24 protein-coding genes and 1 pseudogene are annotated in these 23,379 nt (G+C 61.6%); 11 read left to right on the top strand and 14 right to left on the bottom strand.

The features are described 5' to 3' along the window. Positions 1 to 18: 18 nt before the first annotated feature. A complete protein-coding gene (locus tag ASD00_RS35290; RefSeq protein WP_057211449.1) occupies positions 19 to 1,908 on the bottom strand; it encodes an ABC-F family ATP-binding cassette domain-containing protein in 1,890 nt (629 codons plus the stop codon). Between the two features lie 324 nt (positions 1,909 to 2,232). Between ASD00_RS35290 and ASD00_RS35285 the strand changes: the two genes are divergently transcribed. The 3 genes from ASD00_RS35285 (at position 2,233) to ASD00_RS35275 (ending at position 3,427) form a co-directional block, all read left to right on the top strand. Next, entirely contained in the window at positions 2,233 to 2,520 is a 288-nt protein-coding gene (locus tag ASD00_RS35285) for a hypothetical protein (protein ID WP_025426469.1), read from the top strand. Positions 2,521 to 2,589: 69 nt separating this feature from the next. Beyond that, the gene (locus tag ASD00_RS35280; protein ID WP_025426470.1) at positions 2,590 to 2,868 is read left to right on the top strand and encodes a hypothetical protein; all 279 of its coding nucleotides are present in this window, start codon (positions 2,590 to 2,592) and stop codon (positions 2,866 to 2,868) included. Positions 2,869 to 2,956: 88 nt separating this feature from the next. Further along, positions 2,957 to 3,427: a MarR family transcriptional regulator gene (locus ASD00_RS35275; RefSeq protein WP_025426471.1), complete on the top strand. Its 471-nt coding sequence runs from the start codon at positions 2,957 to 2,959 to the stop codon at positions 3,425 to 3,427. A 22-nt stretch (positions 3,428 to 3,449) separates the two neighbouring features. On the opposite strand, the gene ASD00_RS35270 is transcribed toward ASD00_RS35275, so the two are convergent. Beyond that, positions 3,450 to 4,535, bottom strand: coding sequence for a GGDEF domain-containing protein (locus tag ASD00_RS35270; RefSeq protein WP_025426472.1), 1,086 nt, complete (start codon positions 4,533 to 4,535; stop codon positions 3,450 to 3,452). 248 nt (positions 4,536 to 4,783) lie between these two features. Between ASD00_RS35270 and ASD00_RS35265 the strand changes: the two genes are divergently transcribed. Further along, complete coding sequence (locus tag ASD00_RS35265; RefSeq protein ID WP_057211448.1) at positions 4,784 to 7,450, top strand: AMP-binding protein; 2,667 nt, start codon at positions 4,784 to 4,786, stop codon at positions 7,448 to 7,450. Here the strand turns inward: ASD00_RS35265 and ASD00_RS35260 are convergent. After that, on the bottom strand, positions 7,391 to 7,903 hold the full coding sequence (locus ASD00_RS35260) for a DinB family protein (RefSeq protein WP_025426474.1): 513 nt from the start codon (positions 7,901 to 7,903) through the stop codon (positions 7,391 to 7,393). The two genes, ASD00_RS35265 and ASD00_RS35260, sit on opposite strands and share 60 nt — an antisense overlap. Positions 7,904 to 8,044: 141 nt before the next feature. Here ASD00_RS35260 and ASD00_RS35255 point away from each other — a divergent pair, with 141 nt between their 5' ends. Next, positions 8,045 to 8,734, top strand: a complete 690-nt coding sequence (locus ASD00_RS35255; RefSeq protein WP_025426475.1) for a glutathione S-transferase family protein — start codon at positions 8,045 to 8,047, stop codon at positions 8,732 to 8,734. A gap of 103 nt (positions 8,735 to 8,837) precedes the next feature. After that, positions 8,838 to 9,260 carry a nucleoside-diphosphate kinase gene (ndk, locus tag ASD00_RS35250; protein ID WP_025426476.1) on the top strand — a complete coding sequence of 141 codons (423 nt, stop codon included), beginning with the start codon at positions 8,838 to 8,840 and terminating at the stop codon, positions 9,258 to 9,260. A gap of 75 nt (positions 9,261 to 9,335) precedes the next feature. On the opposite strand, the gene ASD00_RS35245 is transcribed toward ndk, so the two are convergent. Both ASD00_RS35245 and ASD00_RS35240 read right to left on the bottom strand, forming a co-directional pair. Beyond that, entirely contained in the window at positions 9,336 to 9,848 is a 513-nt protein-coding gene (locus ASD00_RS35245) for a hypothetical protein (protein WP_038575989.1), read from the bottom strand. Next, entirely contained in the window at positions 9,845 to 10,402 is a 558-nt protein-coding gene (locus ASD00_RS35240; RefSeq protein ID WP_025426478.1) for a CGNR zinc finger domain-containing protein, read from the bottom strand. The genes ASD00_RS35245 and ASD00_RS35240 overlap by 4 nt, the downstream gene beginning before the upstream one ends. Before the next feature lie 68 nt (positions 10,403 to 10,470). Between ASD00_RS35240 and ASD00_RS35235 the strand changes: the two genes are divergently transcribed. Further along, on the top strand, positions 10,471 to 11,367 hold the full coding sequence (locus ASD00_RS35235; RefSeq protein ID WP_025426479.1) for a branched-chain amino acid ABC transporter permease: 897 nt from the start codon (positions 10,471 to 10,473) through the stop codon (positions 11,365 to 11,367). Positions 11,368 to 11,369: 2 nt separating this feature from the next. Here the strand turns inward: ASD00_RS35235 and ASD00_RS35230 are convergent, their stop codons facing one another. From ASD00_RS35230 to ASD00_RS35210, 5 genes are all read right to left on the bottom strand, one after another. Next, a complete protein-coding gene (locus tag ASD00_RS35230) occupies positions 11,370 to 11,834 on the bottom strand; it encodes a molybdenum cofactor biosynthesis protein MoaE (protein ID WP_025426480.1) in 465 nt (154 codons plus the stop codon). A gap of 4 nt (positions 11,835 to 11,838) precedes the next feature. After that, positions 11,839 to 12,099, bottom strand: coding sequence for a molybdopterin converting factor subunit 1 (gene moaD / locus ASD00_RS35225; RefSeq protein ID WP_057211447.1), 261 nt, complete (start codon positions 12,097 to 12,099; stop codon positions 11,839 to 11,841). Then, complete coding sequence (gene pgsA / locus ASD00_RS35220; RefSeq protein WP_025426482.1) at positions 12,096 to 12,683, bottom strand: CDP-diacylglycerol--glycerol-3-phosphate 3-phosphatidyltransferase; 588 nt, start codon at positions 12,681 to 12,683, stop codon at positions 12,096 to 12,098. Before pgsA ends, moaD begins: the two co-directional genes overlap by 4 nt. A 230-nt stretch (positions 12,684 to 12,913) precedes the next feature. Then, positions 12,914 to 14,938: an excinuclease ABC subunit UvrC gene (gene uvrC / locus ASD00_RS35215; protein ID WP_025426483.1), complete on the bottom strand. Its 2,025-nt coding sequence runs from the start codon at positions 14,936 to 14,938 to the stop codon at positions 12,914 to 12,916. Next, a complete protein-coding gene (locus ASD00_RS35210; RefSeq protein ID WP_025426484.1) occupies positions 14,935 to 15,699 on the bottom strand; it encodes an SDR family oxidoreductase in 765 nt (254 codons plus the stop codon). Before ASD00_RS35210 ends, uvrC begins: the two co-directional genes overlap by 4 nt. Before the next feature lie 364 nt (positions 15,700 to 16,063). Between ASD00_RS35210 and ASD00_RS35205 the strand changes: the two genes are divergently transcribed. Further along, positions 16,064 to 16,702: an outer membrane protein gene (locus ASD00_RS35205; RefSeq protein ID WP_025426485.1), complete on the top strand. Its 639-nt coding sequence runs from the start codon at positions 16,064 to 16,066 to the stop codon at positions 16,700 to 16,702. Between the two features lie 50 nt (positions 16,703 to 16,752). Here the strand turns inward: ASD00_RS35205 and ASD00_RS35200 are convergent, their stop codons facing one another. The 4 genes from ASD00_RS35200 to ASD00_RS35185 all read right to left on the bottom strand — a co-directional run bounded on the left by ASD00_RS35200 (position 16,753) and on the right by ASD00_RS35185 (position 19,535). Further along, positions 16,753 to 17,343 (bottom strand): glutathione S-transferase, encoded by a 591-nt coding sequence (locus ASD00_RS35200; protein WP_025426486.1) that lies wholly within the window; start codon positions 17,341 to 17,343, stop codon positions 16,753 to 16,755. A gap of 106 nt (positions 17,344 to 17,449) precedes the next feature. Continuing rightward, the gene (locus ASD00_RS35195) at positions 17,450 to 18,166 is read right to left on the bottom strand and encodes a ribonuclease T(2) (protein WP_057211525.1); all 717 of its coding nucleotides are present in this window, start codon (positions 18,164 to 18,166) and stop codon (positions 17,450 to 17,452) included. A gap of 2 nt (positions 18,167 to 18,168) precedes the next feature. Continuing rightward, positions 18,169 to 18,615: a hypothetical protein gene (locus ASD00_RS35190; protein ID WP_025426488.1), complete on the bottom strand. Its 447-nt coding sequence runs from the start codon at positions 18,613 to 18,615 to the stop codon at positions 18,169 to 18,171. Between the two features lie 47 nt (positions 18,616 to 18,662). After that, positions 18,663 to 19,535 carry a 23S rRNA (adenine(2030)-N(6))-methyltransferase RlmJ gene (locus ASD00_RS35185; RefSeq protein ID WP_025426489.1) on the bottom strand — a complete coding sequence of 291 codons (873 nt, stop codon included), beginning with the start codon at positions 19,533 to 19,535 and terminating at the stop codon, positions 18,663 to 18,665. Between the two features lie 69 nt (positions 19,536 to 19,604). Here ASD00_RS35185 and ASD00_RS35180 point away from each other — a divergent pair, with 69 nt between their 5' ends. From ASD00_RS35180 to ASD00_RS35170, 3 genes and pseudogenes are all read left to right on the top strand, one after another. Beyond that, positions 19,605 to 21,740 (top strand): molybdopterin oxidoreductase family protein, encoded by a 2,136-nt coding sequence (locus ASD00_RS35180; protein ID WP_025426490.1) that lies wholly within the window; start codon positions 19,605 to 19,607, stop codon positions 21,738 to 21,740. A gap of 21 nt (positions 21,741 to 21,761) precedes the next feature. Further along, positions 21,762 to 22,652 (top strand): annotated as a pseudogene (locus ASD00_RS35175) (cation diffusion facilitator family transporter); the annotation flags it as partial. A 51-nt stretch (positions 22,653 to 22,703) separates the two neighbouring features. After that, positions 22,704 to 23,300, top strand: coding sequence for an NUDIX domain-containing protein (locus ASD00_RS35170; RefSeq protein WP_025426492.1), 597 nt, complete (start codon positions 22,704 to 22,706; stop codon positions 23,298 to 23,300). Positions 23,301 to 23,379: the final 79 nt, after the last annotated feature.

The raw sequence follows: 23,379 nt of genomic DNA, 5'->3' as shown, positions 1-23,379 counted from the left end.
CATTTCGAAAGTGTCGGATCAGATGGCCATCGCCTCTTCGTACTCGGACGAGAGCTCGAGCCATTGTTCCTCGGCATGCGCAAGTTTGTCGACTGCGTCGGAGCGTTCCTTGGCCTTCTGCGCGGCCTTCGCCGGCGACTTTTCGTAAAGCGTTGGGTCGGCGAGTTCAGCGTCGAGCGCTTGAATCACTTTCTCCAGCTTTCCCGTCAGCGATTCGATTTCGTTGATCTTTTTTCTGAGAGGTGCCAGCGATGCGCGCTTGTCCGCGTTGGCCTTGCGCTGGTCCGCCTTTGACAGGGAATCGTCCGCTCCGGCTGCCTTGGGTTTGTCCTCCTTGGCCTTAGGGCCGCCGACGATCAGGCTCCGATAGTCTTCCAGGTCGCCGTCGTAGCTCGTCACCGTTCCGTCCCGCACGAGCCACAGCCGGTCGGCGGTCGCCTCGATCAGGTGGCGGTCGTGCGAGATCAGGATCACGGCGCCGGAATAGTCGTTGAGCGCGGTGATCAACGCATTGCGGCTGTCGATATCCAGATGGTTGGTCGGCTCGTCGAGGATCAGCAGGTTGGGCGCGTCGAAGGCAGCCAGCCCCATCAGCAGGCGTGCTTTCTCGCCGCCCGAGAGGTCCTTGGCAGGCGTTTCCATCTTCTCGGTCGCCAGGCCCATCTGCGCCACGCGGGCGCGCACCTTGGCTTCCGGTGTTTCCGGCATGCGACGACGCACATGTTCGACGGCGCTTTGGGTCGGGATCAGATCATCCAGCTGGTGCTGCGCGAAGAAGCCGACCTTGAGGTTCGGCGCGATCTTCAACTCGCCGGATTCTGGCGCCAGCCGCCCGGAGATGAACTTGGCGAAGGTCGACTTGCCGTTGCCGTTCGAGCCGAGCAGCGCGATGCGATCATCGGTGTCAATCCGCAGGTTGAGGCGCTTGAGGATCGGGTTGCCGGGCTCGTATCCGACGGTTCCGCCGGTGACGGCGATAATCGGCGATGCGGCCTCTTTCTCCGGCTCTGGGAAGGAGAAGCCCTGAACGTGATCCTCGATCACGGCCGCAATCGTACCCATGCGCTCCAGTGCCTTGACGCGGCTCTGCGCCTGGCGGGCCTTGGTGGCCTTGGCCTTGAAGCGGTCGATGAAGCTCTGGAGGTGCTTTCGCGCCGCGTCGTTCTTGGCCTTCGCCTTCATCTGCAACTCGTCGGCTTCCGCCTTCTGTCGCTCGAACTGGTCGTAAGGCCCGCGATAGTAGGCGAGCTTCTTCTGGTCGAGATGCACGATGGCGTTGACCGCCGTGTTCAACAGATCGCGGTCGTGGCTGATGATGATGACGGTGTGCGGATAGCGGCGAATGTAATCTTCGAGCCAGAGCGTACCTTCGAGGTCGAGATAGTTGGTCGGCTCGTCGAGCAGCAGCAGGTCCGGCTCGGAGAAGAGAACGCCTGCGAGCGCCACGCGCATCCGCCAACCGCCGGAGAAGGAGGAGGCAGGGCGCAGCTGCGCTTCGTGATCGAAGCCGAGGCCGGCGAGAATGCTCGCCGCACGCGCCTCCGCCGAGTGGGCGCCGATATCGGCGAGCCGGGTCTGGATTTCTGCAATACGGTGCGGGTCGGTCGCGGTCTCCGCCTCGGCGACCAGCGCCGTGCGTTCCTTGTCCGCCTTGAGCACGATCTCGATCAGCGGTTCCTCGGTGCCGGGCGCTTCCTGTGCGACCTGGCCGATCCGCGCATTCTTGGGCAGCGAAATTGTGCCGGCTTCCGAAGCGAACTCACCGGTAATGATACGGAACAGCGTCGACTTGCCGGCACCGTTTCGTCCGACTAGCCCGGCCTTCGTGCCCGCCGGAAGCGTCACGGATGCGTTTTCGATGAGGAGACGGCCCGCGATGCGGGCGGAAAGGCCGGAAATCTGGATCATTGCGGCCTTTTGCCCGGACTTGAGCCGGAAGGCAAGAGGTGCGTCGCGACTGCAGTTTCGGCCCGGCGCGTGGATGTCTGGTTCGCGGATTTCAAGGGGCCATTGTTATCAATTCATGAACAACGCGTTCCGACAATCGATACTACACATCCTCATCGTGAGGGACCATCTGTTTAAGCGAAGGGCAGCGAAAGCTCTTCCGACCGCCTCGATCGACTGAACGCCATCGGCAAGGCCACCGCGTTCCAGGAAAGACCGATCCGGCCAAACGTAGTTTTGATGAAACCCTCGTTCAAGCGAACGAGCCTCCCAGGAGCAAAGACGATGAAAACCACGATCCACACCGCACTCGCCGCAGCTCTCGTTGCAACAGCCGTTCTCGGCGGCGCCTCCGCCGCCTTTGCCGGCGGCAGCTATTACGAAGGCATCAGCCCGACCCCGCTGTTTACCGAACGCGCTCCCAAGGCCGCCGGTAGCTCCGCCTTGAACATCCGCGGTTCGGAAGCCGGATATGTCGACCGTACGTCCACCGGCTCGGTCCACAATTACGATGCCAGGCCGCAGGTTGTTCAGGGCGGCGAAGGCGAATACTACCAGGGCATCTCCCGCTAAGGCGCATTCCGTCTCCGGTCATGGGGCTTCCAGCCCCATGACGCTCCATCCCCATCAAGGAAAACTCCCATGAAAAAGTCCATCGCAACGCTTCTCGTTGCAGCGGCAACGTTGGCCGGCGCATCCACCGCCTTTGCCGGCGGCAGCTACTATGAAGGCGTCAGCCCGAAGCCGCTCTTTACCGGTCGTGCAGACGCTTCGGCAGGTGCCGGCGTGTCCGCAAACACCGTCGACGGTGGTGATTACTATGCCGGTATCGAGAACAAGGCGGTTGACGCCGCGGCGACAGGCGCGATTGCCAACGGCAATGCGAAGGCCTTCGGCAAGACCGGTCAGGACAGTCAATAACCCACGCCAAACGGACGACCAGATAACCCGGTCCCGCCAAGCGGGGCCGGGTTATCTCGTTTTGGCGTTGCCAATGAGGTGATTTGCCATGACAGAAAAAATTCACGTCGCTGAGCGGCTCTTCGAACTCTACCACTGCGTCCACCGCCTGGTGAACGCGTCCATGAGTGAAGAAGGCGTCTCGCTCGCGCGCAGCAAGTTCCTGTTCTATCTCAGCGAACTCGGGCCATGTCGCTGCGCCGACATCGCTTCGGCACTCAGCTTTGCCCCGCGAACCGTCACTGAGGCGATCGACGGACTTGAGCGCGACGGGATGGTCGTCCGCGAGCCGGATCCCGAGGACCGGCGAGCAAAGATCATCTCGATTACCGACCTCGGCCGGGCCGGCCTCGAAGCGGCGCTCCGGCCACGTCGTCAGATGATCGAAGAGCTTTTCTCGGCGCTCGATGACAATGAGCGCACGGATCTTCATCGCCTGCTCGGTCGGCTGGGTGACAAGGCTTGCGAAATCGGCACGAGCCGGATGGCCGTGCATGAGCGGCAGTCAGAAGCGGCATGAACCCTGGAGATCGCGACGCGCTTTAGGCAGCGTGCGGCGAATAGATCTTCGCCCGTTTGCCGCCAAGCTCCGGCGTATAGGCAAGAATTCCCGAGCGCGATCCCGTTCGGGCGGCCGCAAGCGCCAGTTCGGCCTGCTGCATGACGTCGGCTGGCGTCGCCATCGGCTGGGCCGTCGCGATGCCGGCCGAGAGCGAAAGGGTTTCGGTCGTGAAAGCACGGCCGGGCAGGGCGACGCGCAGCGCCTCCACCGATTGCTGGATGCGCTGCGCAATTGCTTCGGCGTTCTCCTCTGTGACGTCGCTGCAGAGGAACGCAAATTCCTGGCCGCCGACGCGTGCGACGAAGTCACTCTTCTTGATCGACTTGCGAAACAGCGTCGAAAGTTTGCCGAGCGCCTTTTCTGCCGCGCTGCCGCCGTGCTGCTCGGCGATACCGCGCAACCCCTCGACTGACACGACAAGCAGGGCAACCGGCTCGGTTATGCCTTCGGCTTCCAGCATTGTTCTCAAACGCGCCGCCAGGGCCAGGCGATTGGGCAGGCCGGTGGCGGGGTCGCGGGTCAACGGTTTGCGGCTTTCGGCGAACTCGCCTTCCAGCGCTGCAAAGCGCTCGGCGCTTACCTGCAAGGCTGTTTGAAAAGCCTGTTCTTCATTCATCAGCAGGCCGGCCGCATCCCGCAACCTCGCTGCGTCGTCGGCAAACTCCGACAGGCCGGCAACCGGGTCGGCGACCAGGCGGTCTTTGAAGCGGTCGAGCTGGCTTCTGAAGGCGTGTTTCTGCGCCAGGCTGTGCCTCAGCTGCAGAGCAAGTTCGCTCAGGGCCTCCTGTGCTGCTGCCCTTGCCCTGTCGGCGGCAAGTGCCCCGTGAGCCACCAGATGATGCTTGAGGCCGAGTTCGTCGAGGGCGTCCTGCTGCGGCGTGGCGCCGAGCGCCGCCAGATCGCGCGAAAGCTGCGGTAGCCGGCCGGACAAGGCTTCATAGACAAGTTCATAGTTGCGTGGCAGTGCCGCGATGCCAAGCTGAGACATGGATTGCGCCACCTTCAAAATGATGGTGGTGCTTTTCGTCTGCGATCGGCCGGTGTTCGCGGCAACTTGCCTGGTCATTCCGTGGTCGTCCTCGATGCCTGTATGGGATCCGAAAACACTATGGCGGCGCTGCGTTTAAGGGAGTCTGAAGATACCAGGCGCGATACCAGATCTGCCCGGTATGGTTGTCGAAATCCCACCGCAGGAGGGACTGGCGCAACCGATTGGAGCGGAAAGTCGAAAGTTGCTGTTTTAGTTCATGTTTATAGTTGACGGAGCTTGTCAACAATTATATCCCGCCTTGCTAAATCGGGCGGGAGGCTCGAATGCAGAGTGATGGTTTGACAATGCCCCCTTCATTCATCGCGGATCTTGCGGCGTGGGGCGAGCGTCCCGCTCTGGTTCTTCCCGGTCGGCGTTTCGTCAGCTACCGCGACCTGCACGAAAGGGTCGACCGTCAGGTCGCACTTTTTCCGCGCACCCGCGCGCTGATAAAGCTTGAGCCCGAACTCTCCGAACATGCCATCATTGCCTATCTCGCAGCGCTTAAGGCCGGACATGTGGTTGCCATGCAGGCGCCGCGCGCCGCCGGCACTGCGGCCTGGACGGACATGTTCGAACCGGACTGTGCCTATTGCCGGATCGACGGCCGTTGGCGAACCGAACATCTGGGGGGCAGTGACAAGCCGTTGCATCCGGACCTCGGCCTCCTGCTGTCGACCTCTGGCAGTACCGGGTGCGGCAAGGCGGTGCGGCTTTCGGCTGGCAATGTTTCGGTCAATGCCCGCTCGATTGCCGAATATCTGGAGCTTGGCGCCGACGATCGCAGCTGCTTGATCCTGCCGCTGCATTACTCCTATGGCCTTTCGGTGCTGAACGCCCATCTGACTGTCGGCGCCAGCCTTTACGTTCCCAGCGGCTCGATCCTTGATCCAGGATTCCTTGACGGTCTTGCGGCCAGCGGCTGCACCAATCTTTCCGGCGTGCCCTATTCCTATGAACTCCTGGAAAAGGTCGGCTTTCGCGACCGTGCGTTCCCGCAACTGCGTTTCATGACGGTTGCCGGCGGACGTATGGCGCCGGAGCGCGTTCGTGCCTATGACGAGCATCTTCGCGCCCAAGGCGCCGCTTTATTCGTCATGTACGGTCAGACCGAAGCGACGGCCCGCATCGCCTATGTTCCCCCCGCGCGGCTCAAGGGCAATGAAGACCGGATCGGCGTCGCCATTCCCGGTGGCATGCTATCGATCGCGGATGATGAGGGGCGAGCGATTGCCGGTGCCGGTGTCGCCGGCGAACTTGTCTATCGCGGCCCCAATGTGATGATGGGCTACGCCTCGTCGCGGCAGGACCTGGCCCGCGGCGCAGACCTTGACGAACTGCATACGGGCGACCTGGCGGTCCGCGAAACCGATGGCCTTTTCCGCATCGTTGGACGCATGAAACGCATGTCCAAGATCGCTGGCCTGCGCATCGGCCACGATACCCTCGAGCACGCGCTCGAGCGGCGCGGTGTTGTGGCGGCAATCGTCGGCGATGACGAAGGGCTGCATGCCTTCTTTCAGGGCGAAGGCCGACTCGAGGACGTGCGCCGCCTGCTCGTTGCCGCGAGCGGCCTGACACTTGCCCACATCATGGCCACGCACGTGCCGGAAATCCCGAGGTTGCCATCGGGCAAAGTCGACTATGGTGCCCTGAGCCTTGCAGCAAAGCAGGCGATCGCCGCCGGCCACGGCGATCGCGAAGGTATCGAAAGCCTCTTCCAGCAAGTGTTCTATCCTGCACGGGTGAAGCCGGAGGATAGCTTCCTCTCGCTCGGCGGAGATTCGCTGCGTTTCGTGCAGCTCTCGATTGGTCTCGAAAAGGCGCTTGGACAGGCTCCGGAGATGTGGGAGGCCATGCCGATCGCAACACTTGCGGCGCTGGAAAAGCGAGAAACGGCGACGGCAAGGATCGGAATGGATCTGATCATCCGTGCCTTGGCTATATTGCTCGTCGTTCTTCACCACGAAACCCTGTGGCCGCTGCCGGGCGGATCGGCTGCCATGGTTATCCTTGCCGGTTTCAGCCTCGCCCGATTCCAGATGGGGCCGCTTCTGGCCGGTGGTGGCTTGGCTATTCTGCGACCACTCACGCAGATCCTCGTGCCCTATTATCTCATTGTCGGCGCCTATGCCGCCGTTTGGGGCGAAGTCCCCTGGGCATCGATCTTCCTTGTCGGCAATTTCGGTTTCGCCGATCCGGAGACCCGTGGCATGGTGCCCTACCTCTATTGGTTCATCGAAGCCTATTGCCAGATGATGCTGGTCTTCGTGGCGCTGTTCGCGATCCAGCGCTTCCGGCGGCTTGCTGCTCGGCAGCCCTTTGCGATGGGCATGCTGTTGCTCGGCGTGGCGCTGATCGCCAGGCTGGCCTTGCCGATACTCTGGCCGATCGGCAACCGGCTGATCTTCACCTTGCCATGGATCTTCTATCTCGCTGTGATCGGCTGGTGCGCCGCGATCGCCGAAACGCATCTGCAGCGACTGCTTCTGGTGGTCGCGGGAGCTGGCGCCTTCCTGTTTTTCGGCCTTTACGAGGGCGTCTGGATCGGCACGAAGATCAAGTATCTGCTGTTGATCGCCGTGCTCGTTGCTCTGGTCTATGCGCCGCGCGTCAGCGTTCCGCGCTGGGCAGCGCAGCTGGTGCTGCCGCTATCGGCTGCCGGCTTCCATATCTACATCCTGCACCGTTTCGTGCCGGAGCTGTTGATGACGCCGCTGCAGCCGCATCTCCCAACGGTGCTCTTTTCCACAGTCTCGATCGCAGGCGGCATCGCGCTTGGCCTCGCCGCCTGGCTCTTGCAACGCCAATTGCTCAAGGCGGCTGTGAACGGAAGGCCCAAGCCCGGACTGTCGCTTAATCATCTGCGGCCGAGTGCCAGATGGGCTGTTTTAGTTCGCCCACTTTTCGCCTTCGGTCCACAAAAAGAACGCGAGATCCAGCACAATTGATGGACGCCCAAGCGCTGTCAGCGTCGCGTGCACCTGGCCGCGGTGATGGGTCTGGTGATTGAAGACGTGGGCGAGCGTTGGCCCGAGCTTCTGCGTGACGATCACTGGTGAGCTCAGCGTCGTGTAATTGAAGGTGGCGGCAAACCGCGCCTCATCGAGCCCGTAGATCCAGGCAATCATTCGCGCATCTTCCCGTTCGCGTGCGCTGGTAAGGCTGGCGAGATCTTCATGGAGCATCGTATCCAGCGCTGTCGGCGCGTCGCCTTCGCCGGTGAAACGTTTCATCCAGATCCGATCCGCGGCAAGGATATGATTGAGCGTCGCAAGCGCTGACCCGAAGAATGCACCCTTGCTCTGCCTCAGTTCGCTGTCCGGAAGTTCTGCGGCCGCTGCGTAGAGCCGGCGGTTGGCCCAGATGTTGTAGTCGGCGAACATGCGAAAATGATCGAGCATCTGTTTCTCCTTCGTGGTCGCGAAGTTAGCGCAGATCCGCATTCCTGTGGCGAATGCCACCCATGAAATTTAATCATTTGATCGTTCGATCCGTCTGGCGTCGAATGAGGTGAGACGATCCAATTTTCGCCGGGAGATCACGTGAGCAGGAAACTCTATTCGCTTTGCGGTGCCGACAGGGCCCGACCTTTTTCACCGCATGTCTGGAAGACCAAGCTGTCGCTTGCGCATAAGGGGCTCGACTTCGACGTCGTTCCGATCGGCTTTACCGAGATCCCCAAGGTAGAGGAAGGCGCCACCAAGCTCGTGCCGCTTCTGCGCGACGGCGACCGGCTGGTACAGGACAGTTTTGAGATTGCCGTCTATCTCGACGAGAACTACCCGGATCGGCCGTCGCTGTTTGGCGGACCGGGCGGCATGGCCATGGCCCGCTTCATCGAGGGCTGGTCGCAGACGACGCTGCATCCGGCAATCGCTCGCATCATCATCAAGGATATTCACGACAGGCTCGATCCGGTCGATCGGGTCTATTTCCGCGAAAGTCGCGAGGCGCGCTTCGGCACTTCGCTCGAAGCGGTGGCTGAAACCGGAGGCGCGGCCCTTGCGACCTTCTCCGACAAGCTTGAGCCGCTGCGCCATATGCTGAAGTTTCAGCCCTATCTCGGCGGCGAGCGGCCACTCTTTGCCGACTACATCGTCTTCGGTGCGCTGCAATGGGCGCGTATCGTTTCGCCGCAACGCCTGCTTTCCCAAGGCGATCCGGTCACAGACTGGTTCGAGCGTTGCCTCGACCTGCACGATGGCATCGGCCGCTCTGTGACAGCGGCGTGAAACCCGCAAGGCTCGCGGCGAATCGTGAGTGAACCCCCTTGTTTTGCGCGGAATTGGCGGCTAATGAACCGCCACTTCTCAAGAAAACAAGGGAATTGAGCCAATGGCGATTGAACGTACCTTTTCGATGATCAAGCCGGACGCAACGAAGCGTAACCTGACCGGCGCCATCACCAAGATGCTCGAAGACGCCGGCCTGCGCGTCGTTGCTTCCAAGCGCGTCTGGATGAGCCGCCGCGAAGCTGAAGGCTTCTACGCCGTTCACAAGGAACGTCCGTTCTTCGGCGAACTCGTCGAGTCCATGTCTTCGGGCCCGACCATCGTTCAGGTTCTCGAAGGCGAAAACGCCATCGCCAAGAACCGCGAAATCATGGGCGCCACCAACCCGGCAAACGCTGATGAAGGCACGATCCGCAAGGTTCACGCCCTTTCGATCGGCGAAAACTCGGTTCACGGTTCGGACGCTCCGGCAACGGCTGCTGAAGAAATCGCATACTGGTTCTCCGGCACCGAAATCGTCGGCTGAATTCAATATCTGCATTTCCGGCCATAACGGCTTGAAATCACTCGATTGAACCGGAGCGGAAACGCTCCGGTTTTTTCATATCGGGCACTTTGCCGTTTCAAAATGCTCCGGCGCCTTGCCGTCCCGGAAGACCGCCGGATTCTTGTCGTATGCCGGACCCTCGACCAGTGGCTTCGCCGGCAAGATATCTTGGTCGACATCGGAGGTGACGGTGGTCTCCAGTTTCTGCAGCGTTTCGCCCGCAGGTCCTTTCACCTCGATCGTCACCGCATAGGGCCTTTCCTTTTTCACACAAGTCAGATCGGGACTTTCCAGCACCACTCTGTCGAGCTTTGGAAAGAGCTTGCGCGTCACCTTGAGCGACTCGCCGCCCACCGGGTTCTCGAATGTCGCGATGACAATGCTACCCTCGGGCACGGGCTCCGTCTTCTGGAGCGTGATCGTGTAGACGGCATAGGCGAGGCGGTAGTTGAAGATGAACATCTTGCCAGTCAGCTTTAGCGGATCGGGGCCGGTCTCCCGTTGGCAGCCGGCGATCAGCATCACCGTCATCATGGCCGCAAGCGTTGCAATCGTCCGTATTATCATTGTGCCTCCTCCTTGCTGCGGCGATAGTGACGCTTGGCCTTGCTGCGGTTGCCGCAGACGGCCATGTCGCACCAGGTCCGGCTGCGGTTGCGGCTCCTGTCCAGAAATAGCCAGCCGCAATTGGGGCAGATCTTCAGCCGATCGGGTTCGGGATTGGCGACGAGGCTGAGTGCGGAATGGGCCGTAGCGGTGTCGAGCGCGACGGCGTCTCCACCGTTGCCGGCACCACGCAACACCGCGGCGATCGCCTCGAGCAGGTCGGCCATCAAGTCTACCCGCTGCTCGGCCTCCGCCTGCGCCCGAAAATGCCGATCCGTTGCCTCGCGCAACGTCAAGAGCCTGGTGCGGTTCGGCTCGGCAACGGGCAACAGCGTGCCAAAGCGTTGGCTCTCGGCGCAGAACCGGTTGGCGGCTCCGGCGAAGCCGTCGAGCGCCGGGACGTCGGCAAAGCGATCGATCCGCCTCGCGGGATCAAAGCGCAGGATGACGGAGTTGGCGACATCCAGCGCCAGCGCGCCGCCGGCAAATCGGTGTGCGGTCCAGGTGAAGGTCATGAACAAATCCTAACTGGTAAATGTGATTTTACCAGTTATATTGATGTTGTCACGCTCCCGGATGCGCCATGCTCTATTTCCTGCAGCAGATCGCCAATGCCGTCCCTATCGCCGCGCTCTATGCTGCGCTGGCATTCGGCTATGCCATCGCCTTTGCCGTGACCCGCCGGGCCGATCTCACCTACGGTGCTCTCTTTGCCTTCGCCGGCCAGATGTTCGTGCTGTTTGCCAATTTCGGCTGGAACCAACTGTGGCTGGTGCTGCCGGTAGCGCTCGGCCTCGGCGCCGCAGCGGGCCTCACACTCGGCGTCGGGGCAGGGCTTGTCGCCGGGCGCTATGTGATGCGCCCGCTTGCATTCTCGTCGGCCAACACTGTCGTCGTCGCGTCGCTTGGCTGTCTTCTGGTGCTGATGGAGACCGCGCGGCTGGCGTCGGAAACGAAGAGCCTGTGGCTGCCACCGTTTCTGAACGGCAACATCGTCTTCTGGTCCGATGCCAAGTTCCCGGTGACGCTGACGGTGATCCAGTTGCTCAACACGCTGTTGATGGTGGCGCTGGTCGCGAGCGGTCACTGGTTTCTGGCGCATAGTCGCGCCGGGCGGTCGTGGCGAGCGGTGTCAGAGGATCGTGGCGCTGCTGCCCTGTGCGGCATCGATGCGGCGCGTGTCTATATCGCCGCCTATGGCGCCGCGTCGCTGATCGCCGCCTGCTGTGGCATCCTGGCCGCGTCCTACTATGGCAACATGGATTTCGGCACCGGGCTAACCTTCGGGGTCAAGGTGCTGTTCATCGCGGCGATCGGCGGCCAGACCTCGCCGCTTTGTGCCGCGCTCGGTGCAGCAGCGATCGGCCTGCTCGAAACGCTCTGGGGCGCGTATGGCCCGATCCTCTGGCGGGATTTCGCGATCTTCGGCTTCCTCGTCATCGTGCTCGCGGTGACGCGGCAGGAGAAAATCATCCCCTGATGTCAGCGTTTCCAGCGATCACGCGCCGTGTCGTCGGCATCCTTGGCGCTGACCCAACCGCCGGCCGTTCCGTCGCTCGAGTGCTCCTTCTTCCAGAAGGGAGCGGAGGTCTTGAGGAAATCCATGATGAAGTTGGCGCCATCGAAAGCCGCCTGCCGGTGCGGCGAGGCGGTGATCACCAGCACGATGTTTTCGCCGGGATTGATCTTGCCGTAGCGATGGATCGCCGTTGCCGCTTGCAGCCCGAAGCGTTCGACCGCCAGCCTGCAGATGCGTTCGATTTCGGCTTCGGCCATTCCAGGATAATGCTCTAACTCGAGAGCGGTCAGCGTGCCCGCTTCGTCGCGGCAGAGGCCCGAAAACGTCACAACCGCCCCGATGTCAGGGCGGCCGGAAGAGAGCTTGGAAACCTCGGCCGAAAGATCGAAGTCCTCGCGCTGCACGCGCACGGTGACGGCCGCGCCCATGGCGTCAGCCACCGGTCATCGGCGGGAAGAGAGCGATCTCGCGCGCGCCGGCGATCGGTTCGCCATGCTCGACATGCTCCTGGTTGATCGCTGCGCGGATGACGTTCTGGTGCTCGAGCGCCGTCTCGTATTCTTCCCCAAGGGTTTTCAGATGCGCAAGCAAATCGGCAATGGTGACGACGTCGGCCGGGACTTCCAGCGTTTCCTCACCCTTGCCAATGCGTTCGCGCACCCAAGAGAAGTAGACGAGATTGACGGTGCTCATTCGTTGACCACATGTTTCAGGCCGGCGCGGAAATAGTCGTAACCGCTGTAGAGCGTGATCGCCGCGGCAATCCACAGCAGAACGATACCGGCCTCGGTCGTATAGGGCAGGATCTTGTCGCCAGCGGGGCCGGCCAGCAGGAAGACGATCGCCACCATCTGGATCGTCGTCTTCCACTTGGCGATGCGGGTAACCGGGACGCTGACCTTCAGCGCTGCCAGATACTCGCGCAGACCCGAAACGAGGATCTCGCGGCACAGAATGATGATGGCGGCCCAGATCGACCAGCCGGCAATCGTGCCGTCGGCGGCAACGAGCAGCAGGATCGAGGCGACCAGCAGCTTGTCGGCGATCGGATCGAGCATCTTGCCGATGTTCGAGGTCTGCTTCCAGATGCGGGCGAGATAACCGTCGAAGAAGTCGGTGATCGAGGCGATGGCAAAGAGAGTGACCGCCGTCCAGCGCGCAAAATCCGAACTGTGCAGCCGGCCTTCGACGAAGAAGCAGAGCACGATCAGCGGCACGATCAGGATTCGGAAATAGGTGAGCAGGTTGGGGATGCTGTAGGCGACGGGCGTGGGCATGGATTCGGGTTCTCTGTCTTCCTCGGAGGTACAGAATGACTTTGCGACCCTCAGGTCAACAAGTCATTGTGCGAAGGTTGTCATAATTGGCGCATCTCACCTGAACGCCCGGTGAATTGCCACTGCATAATTCCTTAAATCGGTATCGATCGGGGGGCGAAACGATGCGGCAAGGTTGAACCATTACAGCGTCTTCCGCGTGTCCTCTTCGACATGCTGCGCTGCAACGGTCATTTTGCCGCGTCCTCATGGAAATGCTCGTAGACCAGCCGGGCGACCGCTTCGGAAATGCCGTTGACCGCCATCAGGTCGTTCATGCCGGCGCGGGAAACGGCCTTGGCGGTACCGAAATGGGTGAGCAATGCTCGCTTGCGCGTCGGCCCGATACCGGCAATCTCGTCGAGCGGGTTCTTGACCATCTCCTTCTTGCGCCGCGCGCGGTGGGAGCCGATGGCAAAACGGTGCGCCTCGTCCCGTAGGCGCTGGATGAAATAGAGCACCGGATCTCGCGGCGGCAGGGTGAAGCTGTCGCGCCCGAGCGCGAAGAAACGCTCGCGCCCGGCGTCGCGGTCGACACCCTTGGCGACGCCGATCGCCGTCACGCAGTCTTCGACATCCAATTCCCTCAGGATCGTGCGGACAGCCGTCATCTGTCCCTGGCCGCCGTCGATCAGGATGACGTCCGGCCAGGCCGGGAAGGCTGCATCTTCGGCGACCTCGGCAGTCCGGTCCGGTTTGCCTTCTTCCTTGAGCAGGCGCGAGAAGCGGCGGGTCATCACCTCGCGCATCATGCCGAAGTCGTCGCCGGGCGTGATGTCGGTCGATTTGATGTTGAACTTGCGATACTGGCCTTTGACGAAACCTTCAGGGCCGGCGACCACCATGCCGCCGACGGCATTGGTGCCCATGATGTGGGAGTTGTCGTAGATCTCGATCCGCCGTGGGGCGCGTTCGAGCTTGAACGTTTCGGCAAAACCTTCGAGCAGTCGCGACTGCGACGCGGTTTCAGCCAACTTGCGGCCATGCGCCTCGCGGGCGTTGGCAAGCGCGTGATCAACAAGATCCTTCTTTTCGCCGCGTTGAGGCACCTGGATCGACACCTTGTAGCCCGACTTTTCGCTGAGCGCCTGGCCGAGCAGTTCCTGCTCCTCGACTGCCTCGCACAGCAGGATCTGCCGCGGACAGGGCTTGTCGTCGTAGAACTGCGCGAGGAAGGCCGAAAGCACCTCTGCCGTCGGCAGCGATGGGTCCGCCTTCGGGAAATAGGCGCGGTTGCCCCAGTTCTGCCCGGTGCGGAAGAAGAACACCTGGATGCAGGAGGTTCCGCCCTCGTGGTGGATCGCAAAGACGTCCGCCTCTTCGACGCCGGCCGGGTTGATGCCCTGGTGGCTTTGAACGTGGCTGAGTGCTGCGAGCCGGTCGCGATAAAGTGCGGCACGTTCGAAGTCGAGGTTTTCCGCAGCCTCGCCCATCGCCGCCGCAATCGTCGCTTTCACCGCCTGGCTCTTGCCGGAGAGGAAGTCCTTGGCCTCGCGCACAAGTTCGGCATAACCCTCATTGCTGATTTCGCCCGTGCAGGGCGCCGAACAGCGCTTGATCTGGTGCAGAAGACAAGGACGCGTGCGTGTCTCGAACACACTGTCGGTGCAAGTTCTCAACAGAAAGGCGCGCTGCAGCGAGTTGATCGTGCGTCCGACGGCGCCCGCCGATGCGAAGGGGCCGAAATAATCGCCCTTTCGGCTGCGTGCGCCGCGATGTTTGTAAAGGGCGGGCGCACGGCTGTCGCCGGTGACCAGAATATAGGGAAAGGACTTGTCGTCGCGCAGAAGCACGTTGAAACGCGGCCGGAGCCGCTTGATCAGGTTGGCTTCAAGCAGAAGCGCCTCGATCTCCGTGCGGGTGGTGACGAACTCCATGTTCGCCGTTTCGCGAATCATCCGCGAAATACGGTTGGAGTGGCCGCGCCCCTGGGCGTAGTTGCCGACGCGCTTCTTCAGGCTGCGTGCCTTGCCGACATAAAGGACGTCGCCGGCCTCATTGAACATGCGATAGACGCCAGGGCCGTTCGGCAGCCGCTTGACGAAGGCCTGGATCAGTTCGGCGCCCTTGAGGCCCACGACCTCGTTGCGATTCTCCGCCCACTCGATCGCCGGGCCTGCGGGCACGCCTTCAGGCGCCTCGATCAGGTCGTCGTCGTCTTCGATGTCATTGCCGTCATAAAGGATGCCGCCGTCAGTCGGCACGCGTCCGTTCATTCCACTATCTCCCTGATATCAGGCGTTTCCCAGGCGAGGTGCTGGCCGCCATCCAGCGCGATCATCTGTCCGGTAATCGACGGCGTGTCGAAAAGGAATCGGATCGTCCGCCCGAATTCGCCGAGCGCCGGACCGCGCTTGAGGATCACCGCATCGACCTGAGCCTGGAAATCGCGAGGATCCTGCCGCTCGTTCGGCAGTGTCGGCCCGGGGCCGATGCCGTTGACGCGAATATCCGGCGCAAGTGCCTGAGCCATCGTTTGTGTTGCCGTCCACAGTGCGGACTTGGACAACATATAGGAATAAAAACGCGGGTTTGGAGACCAGACGCGCTGGTCGATCACATTGACGACGAGGCCGGAGACGCCGCGTGGCAGCTGGCGGGCAAAATCGCGGGCGAGCAGGGAGGGTGCTTTTACATGCAGGGCGAAATGCCGGTCCCAGACGGCTTCGTCGAAAGCGTCGAGGCTATCCTTCTTGAACAGCGAGGCATTGTTGACGATCAGGTCGATCGGTCCGAGCGCTTCGTTGGCTTGCGCCATCAGCGCCAAGGTTTCCTGTGTGTCGGTAAGGTCCGCCTTCACGGCAACGGCTGCGACCCCGGTTTTGACAAGCGAAGCCGCAAGCGCCTCCGCCTCATCGAGCGAGCCATTGGCGTGGATTGCGACCGCGAAGCCGTGCGCCGCGAGGTCTTCAACTATAGCCTTGCCGATCCGTTTGGCGCCACCGGTTACGAGTGCCGCCTTCAGTGATTTCTTCACGTTTCATCCCGCTTTTCGAATCTTCGCGCCAGCGGACGAAGATATAGGCAAGAAACGCCGCCCTGAAACTCTCCCTGACGATTCATTTCGCAAAAATTAATGGAATTCACGTAAATTGTATTATTTTGAAGCCATATAGTATATCTTTCGTTAATCTTGAAAGATGGTTAATAAAACTCCTGTGGCGTGAAAGCAACATCAAACTTTGGGCGTGATTGTGCCACCAAAATTTCACATTTTGGCTCTTGTGAATCCTCATTTGCTGGCCAATTTCAGCTCAACCGGGCGGGTTAATTGAAAGTTGTCCGATGTTTCATTGCGGGATCCCAACCCTCGAGGCATCGGTTCGTAAAGGAGAATATTTATGCGTACGTTCACCACCACCCTCATGGCTTCGGCCGTATCCCTCATCGCCTTCCAGGCCGCCCACGCTGCAGACGCGATCGACGAAGTTCCGGCGGCTCCGGCGGCTGAATACACCGAGCCGGCTGCGAAGAACTGGTCGGGCGCTTATGTCGGTGGTACCGTTGATTGGCGCCATGGCGAAGCCGACGCGACCGGCAACAACCCCGCGGTTGGATTTGGCGGCGGCCTCTATGGCGGCTACAACGTTCAGAGCGGCCAAATGGTTTACGGTGGTGAAGCCGATATCGGCTACGCCGGCAACGATTCTCATTCCAGCAACCGCAGCGTTACGCAAGGTGTGAACGGCTCGATCCGCGGCCGCGTCGGTGTCGATCTGAACCCGGTCCTGGTTTACGGCACGGCCGGTCTCGCCGTCGGTAACGCCAAAGTTAGAACTCAGGCTGGCGCCGACGACAAGACCATGGTCGGATGGACGGCTGGTGCTGGTGCCGAAACCTTCGTGACGGACAACATCACCGCCCGCGTTGAGTATCGCTACACGGACTACGGCTCGAAGGACTTCCATATGGGCGGTACGAGCGTCTCGACCGGTTACGATGAGCAGAGCGTTCGCGTCGGTATGGGTGTGAAGTTCTGATCGGCTTCTGCCGGATCAAAGAAAGAAGGCCGGGGTGACCCGGCCTTTTTTTATGCTTTGAATTTGGAATAATCCGGAAAGTGCTTTTCGAACTTCGCCGGCCAGTTCTTGAGCTTGGCGCGACCCCGCTGCCATTCGCCGCTGAAGCGCAGCTCAATGTAGCGCAGCAGTGCCGCGAGCGCGAAATGCCCCGCATGCAGCTTGGCTCCGGTCTTGGGTAGGTTTTCGTTCAGATGGTCGAGGCCGCGTTCGATCTTCGTCCATTGCATGTCGATCCAGGGCTGATGGACCTTTTCCGGCGGGTGGATGCGCTTCTCGTAGACGATCGCCAGCAGGCAGTCACAAATGCCGTCACACAGCGCCTCGAGGATTTCGATATCCAAGCGCTTGCCGGCATTCTTCGGGTAGAGCTTGCCTTTCGTTCCCCGGTCGATGAAGTGCATGATCGTGCGGCTGTCGTAGATAGACTTGCCATCGCCGGTAATCAGCGTCGGAATCTTGCCGAGCGGATTGCTGCCGATAAGCTCTGGCGAGTTGGCATTGGTATCGGTCAGCACGCTTTCAACCGCAAACCCGGCATAATGCGCGGCCATGCGGACCTTGTTGGAGTAGGGGGATGTGGGCGAGTAGAGTATTCTCATCGAGCATCTTTCACTTTCGCGCGCACCGCCCGAAATCGAGTACGGAAGGCCACACGCAGTTTCAAAACATAGGAGCGGCTCCCGCACCCATTGGCAAGGTATCGGCCTAGGATGCTGGAGGCAGTGTCACGGTGTCTCTTCGGCAGGCCTGGCGATCCACTTCGGGGCAGGGCCGGAAGCTCAGCGCCTTGTCGAAGCAGATCCTGATTTCCTCCAGCCGCTTGCCCTCGCAGGTAACAGCGACGGCGTTTGTCGTCATGCCCGGATTTCTGGCCACGAACGCGGCCTCGATGGCGCTGACGGACATCGAATTTTCGCGACGCGCAGCACCGAGTTCCGCCGGCAATGCAACGCGCTCGCGCGCTGCACGTGTCACGGCGAAATAGTCCTGCTGGCTGAGGCCCGAGCAGGTGCCATGTTTGCGCCATTGATGGCCGATCAGCCCCATCGAAGGAATGAGATCGAGATACTGGCGGCCGAGCGCTTCCGGCACACGATCGGATTGGCGCGTCGGGCAGAAATCGGGGTACCCTCGCTCATCCTGCGGCCACAGCCCATGTACGATCAGCCCGCGGTTGCTGCCGATCTTGCACTGTCCGATTTTGCCTGATGGGTCGTTGTCATCGCACCAAGTCGGCGACCAAGAGAGTGAGAGGACGTAGAAATCAAAGCCCTGGCCGACGGGGAGGGCGACATCCGTTTTTGTGTGGCCTGCAGTTTGCAATGGCGGCTTCTTCTCGGCGCTGTCTTCGCTGCAGCCGACAAGTGCCAACACAACGAAAAGCGCCGGCAGGAGCCGGCGCTGTCGGCAATACCTCGGCATGGTCAGCGAAGCGAAGCGCAATGTGCGCCGTAGACATACCAGGGATCGAGGCCGCCGACGCAGAACTCGATGCTCCGGCCGATGCCGGCAAAGCCCCAGTTGCGCTCGATGAGATAATAGAGCGGCCGCTGGTCGCCATCCGTCATGACGGCAGTCGCGCGGCAATACTCGCGCTCGACGCGGTGCGTGTAGTCGCGTAGTTCCAGCCGGTTCTGGCCCATGTTGCGGATCTCGGCGATCGAGAGATTGGCGTGCAGATAGTTCGCCGCCTTGTATTCGAACCGCGAGGTGATGAAGCCGAGAACCGAGGCGTCGCCACAGACGCCCGCGCTATAGGACGTCGGCTGGTCGCGGTAGGTCCCGAGATAGTCGGCCGCCGAAGCGGCGGGCGCTGTCGTGGCGGCGAAGGAAAGCGAGGCCAGAAGCGTTGCGGCGAGCTTGCGAGTCATGGGCGTCTCCCTGGATCGTCTCGCAAGATTGCGGCTTTAAGAGCCTTTCAGTCAAGGCCCCGAGTTGCTGCTTCTTCCCCACGCAGCCAGAAGCAGCGTGCCGAAGCGAAACGGTCTTGTCCGAGCCGGGTTTTCAAGAAGGGCAACAGCACGTCGAGTTCACTCTTGAGCGTGAAGGGTGGGTTGACGATGATCAGGCCCGAACCCGACAATCCCGTGGTGTCGCGGTCGCTGCGCACGGCAAGCTCGGCGCAGAGCATTTTCGGGATGTTGAGCGCCTTGAGTGCCTCATGGAAGGCCTTGATCGGCGCATTCTTCTTCAGGGGGTACCACAGGCAGAAGGTGCCGCCGGCAAAGCGTCGATAACCCCTGGCGAGGCCGTCGGCGAGCCGTTCGTATTCTCCCTCGATCTCGAAGGGCGGGTCGACCAGGATGAGGCCGCGCTTTTCCTTGGGCGGCAGGTGAGCGCCAAGCGCCAGCCAGCCGTCAAGCTCGGTGATCCGGCTCTGGAAGTCGCCGTCGAAGAGCCGGTGCAGCGTCTCGTAGTCATCAGGGTGCAATTCCATCGCCGACAGACGGTCCTGCGGGCGAAAAAGCATGCGAACCAGCTTCGGAGAGCCGGGATAACGCGTCAGCTCCGAACCGGTGTTGAGCTCGCGAACGGTCGCCAGATAGGGTTCGAGAATAGCTGCGACCGGCGCTGGCAGATCACCCTCGAGCAGCCGGCCGATGCCGTCGCGCCACTCGCCGGTCTTCTGCGCTTCTTCGCTCGACAGATCGTAGAGACCGATGCCGGCATGGGTGTCGAGAACCCGGAACGCCTTCTCCTTTTGCTGGAGATAGGTGACGAGCCGTGCCAGCACCGCATGCTTGAGAACATCGGCGAAATTGCCCGCGTGATAGATATGCCGATAGTTCATGAGGGCCGCCGATGGCTGTGATCAATTGTTTCGATGGATGCGCGTTTGGCTCTTTGAGCCCGATTGTCGATGCCATATAGAAAAGCCATGAACGTTGCGACCCCCATCAAAGCAGAAAAGTCGATCGGCCACTCCGTCTGTCCGCACGACTGTCCCTCGGCTTGCGCGCTGGAAGTGGACCTGACGGCCGAAGGCCGCATCGGCCGCGTGCGCGGTGCCGCCGCCAACACATACACCGCTGGCGTCATCTGCGCCAAGGTCGCGCGCTATTCCGAGCGCATCTATCATCCTGACCGGCTGATGGTGCCACAGCGGCGCGCCGGAGCGAAGGGCAGCGGCAACTGGCAGGAGATTTCCTGGGAGGCGGCACTCGACGAGATCGCCGACCAGTTCGTCAGGGCCGAGCAGAAGCATGGGGCCGAAGCCATCTGGCCCTATTTCTACGCCGGTACCATGGGGCAAGTGCAACGCGATTCCATCGACAGGTTGCGCCACGCCAAGCGCTATTCCGGCTTCTTCGGCTCGATCTGCACCAATATGGCCTGGACCGGTTTCTCGATGGCAACCGGCTCGCTGCGCGGCCCCGACCCGCGCGAGATGGCGAAGTCCGACTGCGTGGTGATCTGGGGGACAAACGCGGTCGCCACCCAGGTCAACGTCATGACCCACGCGGTGAAGGCCCGCAAGGATCGCGGCGCCAAGATCGTCGTCATCGACATCTACGACAATCCCACGGTCAAGCAGGCCGATATGGGCCTGGTGCTGAGACCGGGCACGGATGCGGCGCTCGCCTGCGCGGTGATGCATGTCGCCTTCCGCGACGGTTATGCCGACCGCGCCTACATGGCCGAATTCGCCGATGACCCGACCGGGCTCGAAACGCATCTGAAGTCGCGCAGCCCCGAATGGGCGTCGGCGATCACCGGTCTGTCCGTCCAGGAGATCGAGGCGTTCGCGAAACTCGTCGGCACGACGCCGAAGAGCTTTTTCCGCCTCGGTTACGGCTTTACCCGCCAGCGCAACGGATCGGTGGCGATCCATGCAGCCGCCTCCGTTGCCACGGTTCTTGGATCGTGGAAGCACGAAGGCGGCGGGGCGTTTCATTCCAACAACGACATCTTCAAGCTCGACAAGCGTGAGCTTGTCGGCACCGCATTCCACGATCCTGATGTGCGCATGCTCGACCAGTCGCAGATCGGGCGGGTGCTGACCGGCGATGCCGAGGCGCTGCGCCATGGCGGCCCGGTGACGGCGATGTTGATCCAGAACACCAATCCGGTGAACGTCGCCCCGGAACAAAGGCTGGTGAAACGCGGGTTCCTGCGGGACGACCTGTTTGTCGCGGTGCACGAACAGTTCATGACCGACACGGCGCAGCTTGCGGATGTCGTGCTGCCGGCGACGATGTTCCTGGAACATGACGACCTTTATCGCGGCGGCGGCCATCAACACATCCTGATTGGGCCGAAGGTGGTGGAGCCGCCATCGACCGTGCGCACCAATCTCTTCGTCATTGAGGAACTGGCGAGGCGCCTCGGCGTCGCCGATCATGCCGGCTTTGGGTTGAGCGAGCGCCAGCATATCGACCGGCTGCTTGCCAACTACGGCATCGGCTATGACGAGATGAAGCGCGAGAAGTGGCTCGACTGTCAGCCGGCGTTCGAGGACGCGCATTATCTCAAGGGCTTCGGTCATCCCGACGGCAAATTCCGCTTCAAGGCGGACTGGACCGGCACGCCGGCGCCGAACCGTCCCCCGAAGTCGATGGGTCTGCAGGGGCCGCATGCGGCACTGCCTGAGTTCCCTGATCATGTCGACCTGATCGAGGTCACGGATGCGAAACACCCCTTCCGTCTCGCTACCTCGCCGGCGCGCTCTTTCCTCAATTCGACCTTCGCCGAGACCCCGTCGTCGATCCAGAAGGAAGTCCGCCCGATGGTAATGATGCATGCGGATGACGCCGCCTCACTTGGCGTCGGCGACGGTGATATCGTCAAGCTCGGCAACCAACGCGGCGAAGTGCGCCTGCATGTGGTGGTCGGCGGCGGCGCGCGGCGCGGCGTGGTGATCGCTGAAGGCCTGTGGCCGAACGGCGCCCATCTCGACGGGGAGGGCATCAATGTGCTTACTGGCGCCGATGCAGTTGCGCCCTATGGCGGCGCGGCTTTCCATGACAACAGGGTCTGGGTGAAACCGGCACCCTGACTCTAGCCACCGGATGCCTTCATGAGCGGCGACCATCAACATGCGGATGTCAGCAACACGCCAGTCTCGCGTCTCTGGGGTGCGCTCGGGCTGACGGGCGGCTTCATGCTGGCCGAGGTCGTCGGCGGCATTCTGACCGGCAGCCTGGCGCTGATCTCGGATGCGATGCATATGCTGACCGACGCGGCGGCATTGGCCATCGCGCTGGTCGCCATCCATGTCGGCCGCCGGCCGTCGGATCTGCTGCGCACCTACGGCTATGCCCGCTTCGAGATTCTCGCGGCGGCCTTCAACGCCCTGCTGCTGCTCGCCGTCGCCTTTTACATTCTCTACGAGGCCTGGCAGCGCCTGTCGCTGCCGCAGGAAATCCAGTCGGGCGGCATGCTGCTGATTGCCGTCATCGGTCTTGTCGTCAACCTGATCTCCATGCGGCTTCTGACCAGCCACAAGGACGAGAGCCTCAACGTCAAGGGCGCCTATCTCGAGGTCTGGTCGGACATGCTCGGGTCGCTGGCGGTGATAACAGGCGCGGCGATCATCTGGTTTACCGGCTGGCAATGGGTCGATTCGTTGCTCGCCGTTGGTATCGGCTTCATGGTTTTTCCGCGCACCTGGGTGCTGCTGAAGGACTGCGTCAACATTCTGCTGGAAGGCGTGCCGCCTGGCATGCGCCTGGCCGATATCCATGCGGCAATCACGACCGTGCCCGACGTTGCCTCGGTGCATGATCTGCATCTCTGGGCGATCACCCAGAGCCAGCCGTCGCTGACGGCGCATGTCGTTCTGGCGGAAGAGGCCGACGGCGAGACGGTGCGGCGTGCGATCGAACAACGGTTGCGCGACGAGTTCGACCTGCACCACACGACCTTGCAGATGGAACGCGAAAGCTGCGCCCCTTCGGAACACATTCACTGACGGTCGACTGCGACCACATCCTTTCCTCTCCCGACCAAGGACCCCGCCATGACGAACCACCACGATCCCCGTGTCAGGATCATCGAGCGGCGCACGCTCTCGGACGGTTTCATTCATCTGGAAGAAATCACCCTTGAGCAGGACATGTCAGGCGGCGGCACGGCGACGCTCACGCGTGAAGTGCATGATCACGGCAGCGCCGCGACCATCCTGCTGTTCGATCCGAGGCGTGAGAGCGTCGTGCTCGTCCGCCAGCTGCGCGTGCCGGTGCTGCTGCAGGGCGATCCCGCCTATATGATCGAAGCGCCGGCCGGCCTGCTCGACGACGATACGCCTGAAGTCGCGATCTGCCGTGAGGTGCTGGAGGAGACCGGCTACCATGTCGACAAGGCCACTCACCTCTTCGATGCCTATATGAGCCCCGGCGCGCTCACCGAGCGCACCAGCTTCTTCGTTGGGCTTGTTGATGTCACAGAAAAGGCCGGTGATGGCGGCGGCCTGGCGCATGAGGGCGAGGATATCGAGGTTCTCGAAATTCCCTTTGATGAAGCGGTCGCCATGATCGCGACCGGCGAGATCTGCGATGCCAAAACCATCATGCTGCTGCAGTGGGCCCAGCTGAACCGCGGCAAGCTCACGGCATAAGACCTTGTTTTATAAGAGAACAATACATTACGGATATTTCACTTTTTGATCGTTCTCGGGTAGGCTACAGCGCTGATGT

It is taken from the genome of Ensifer sp. Root31, assembly GCF_001424825.1.
In the GTDB taxonomy this organism is placed as follows: domain Bacteria; phylum Pseudomonadota; class Alphaproteobacteria; order Rhizobiales; family Rhizobiaceae; genus Ensifer; species Ensifer canadensis.
The sequence above is the reverse complement of the archived record's forward strand: the minus strand, read 5'-3'. Positions and strand labels throughout refer to the sequence as shown.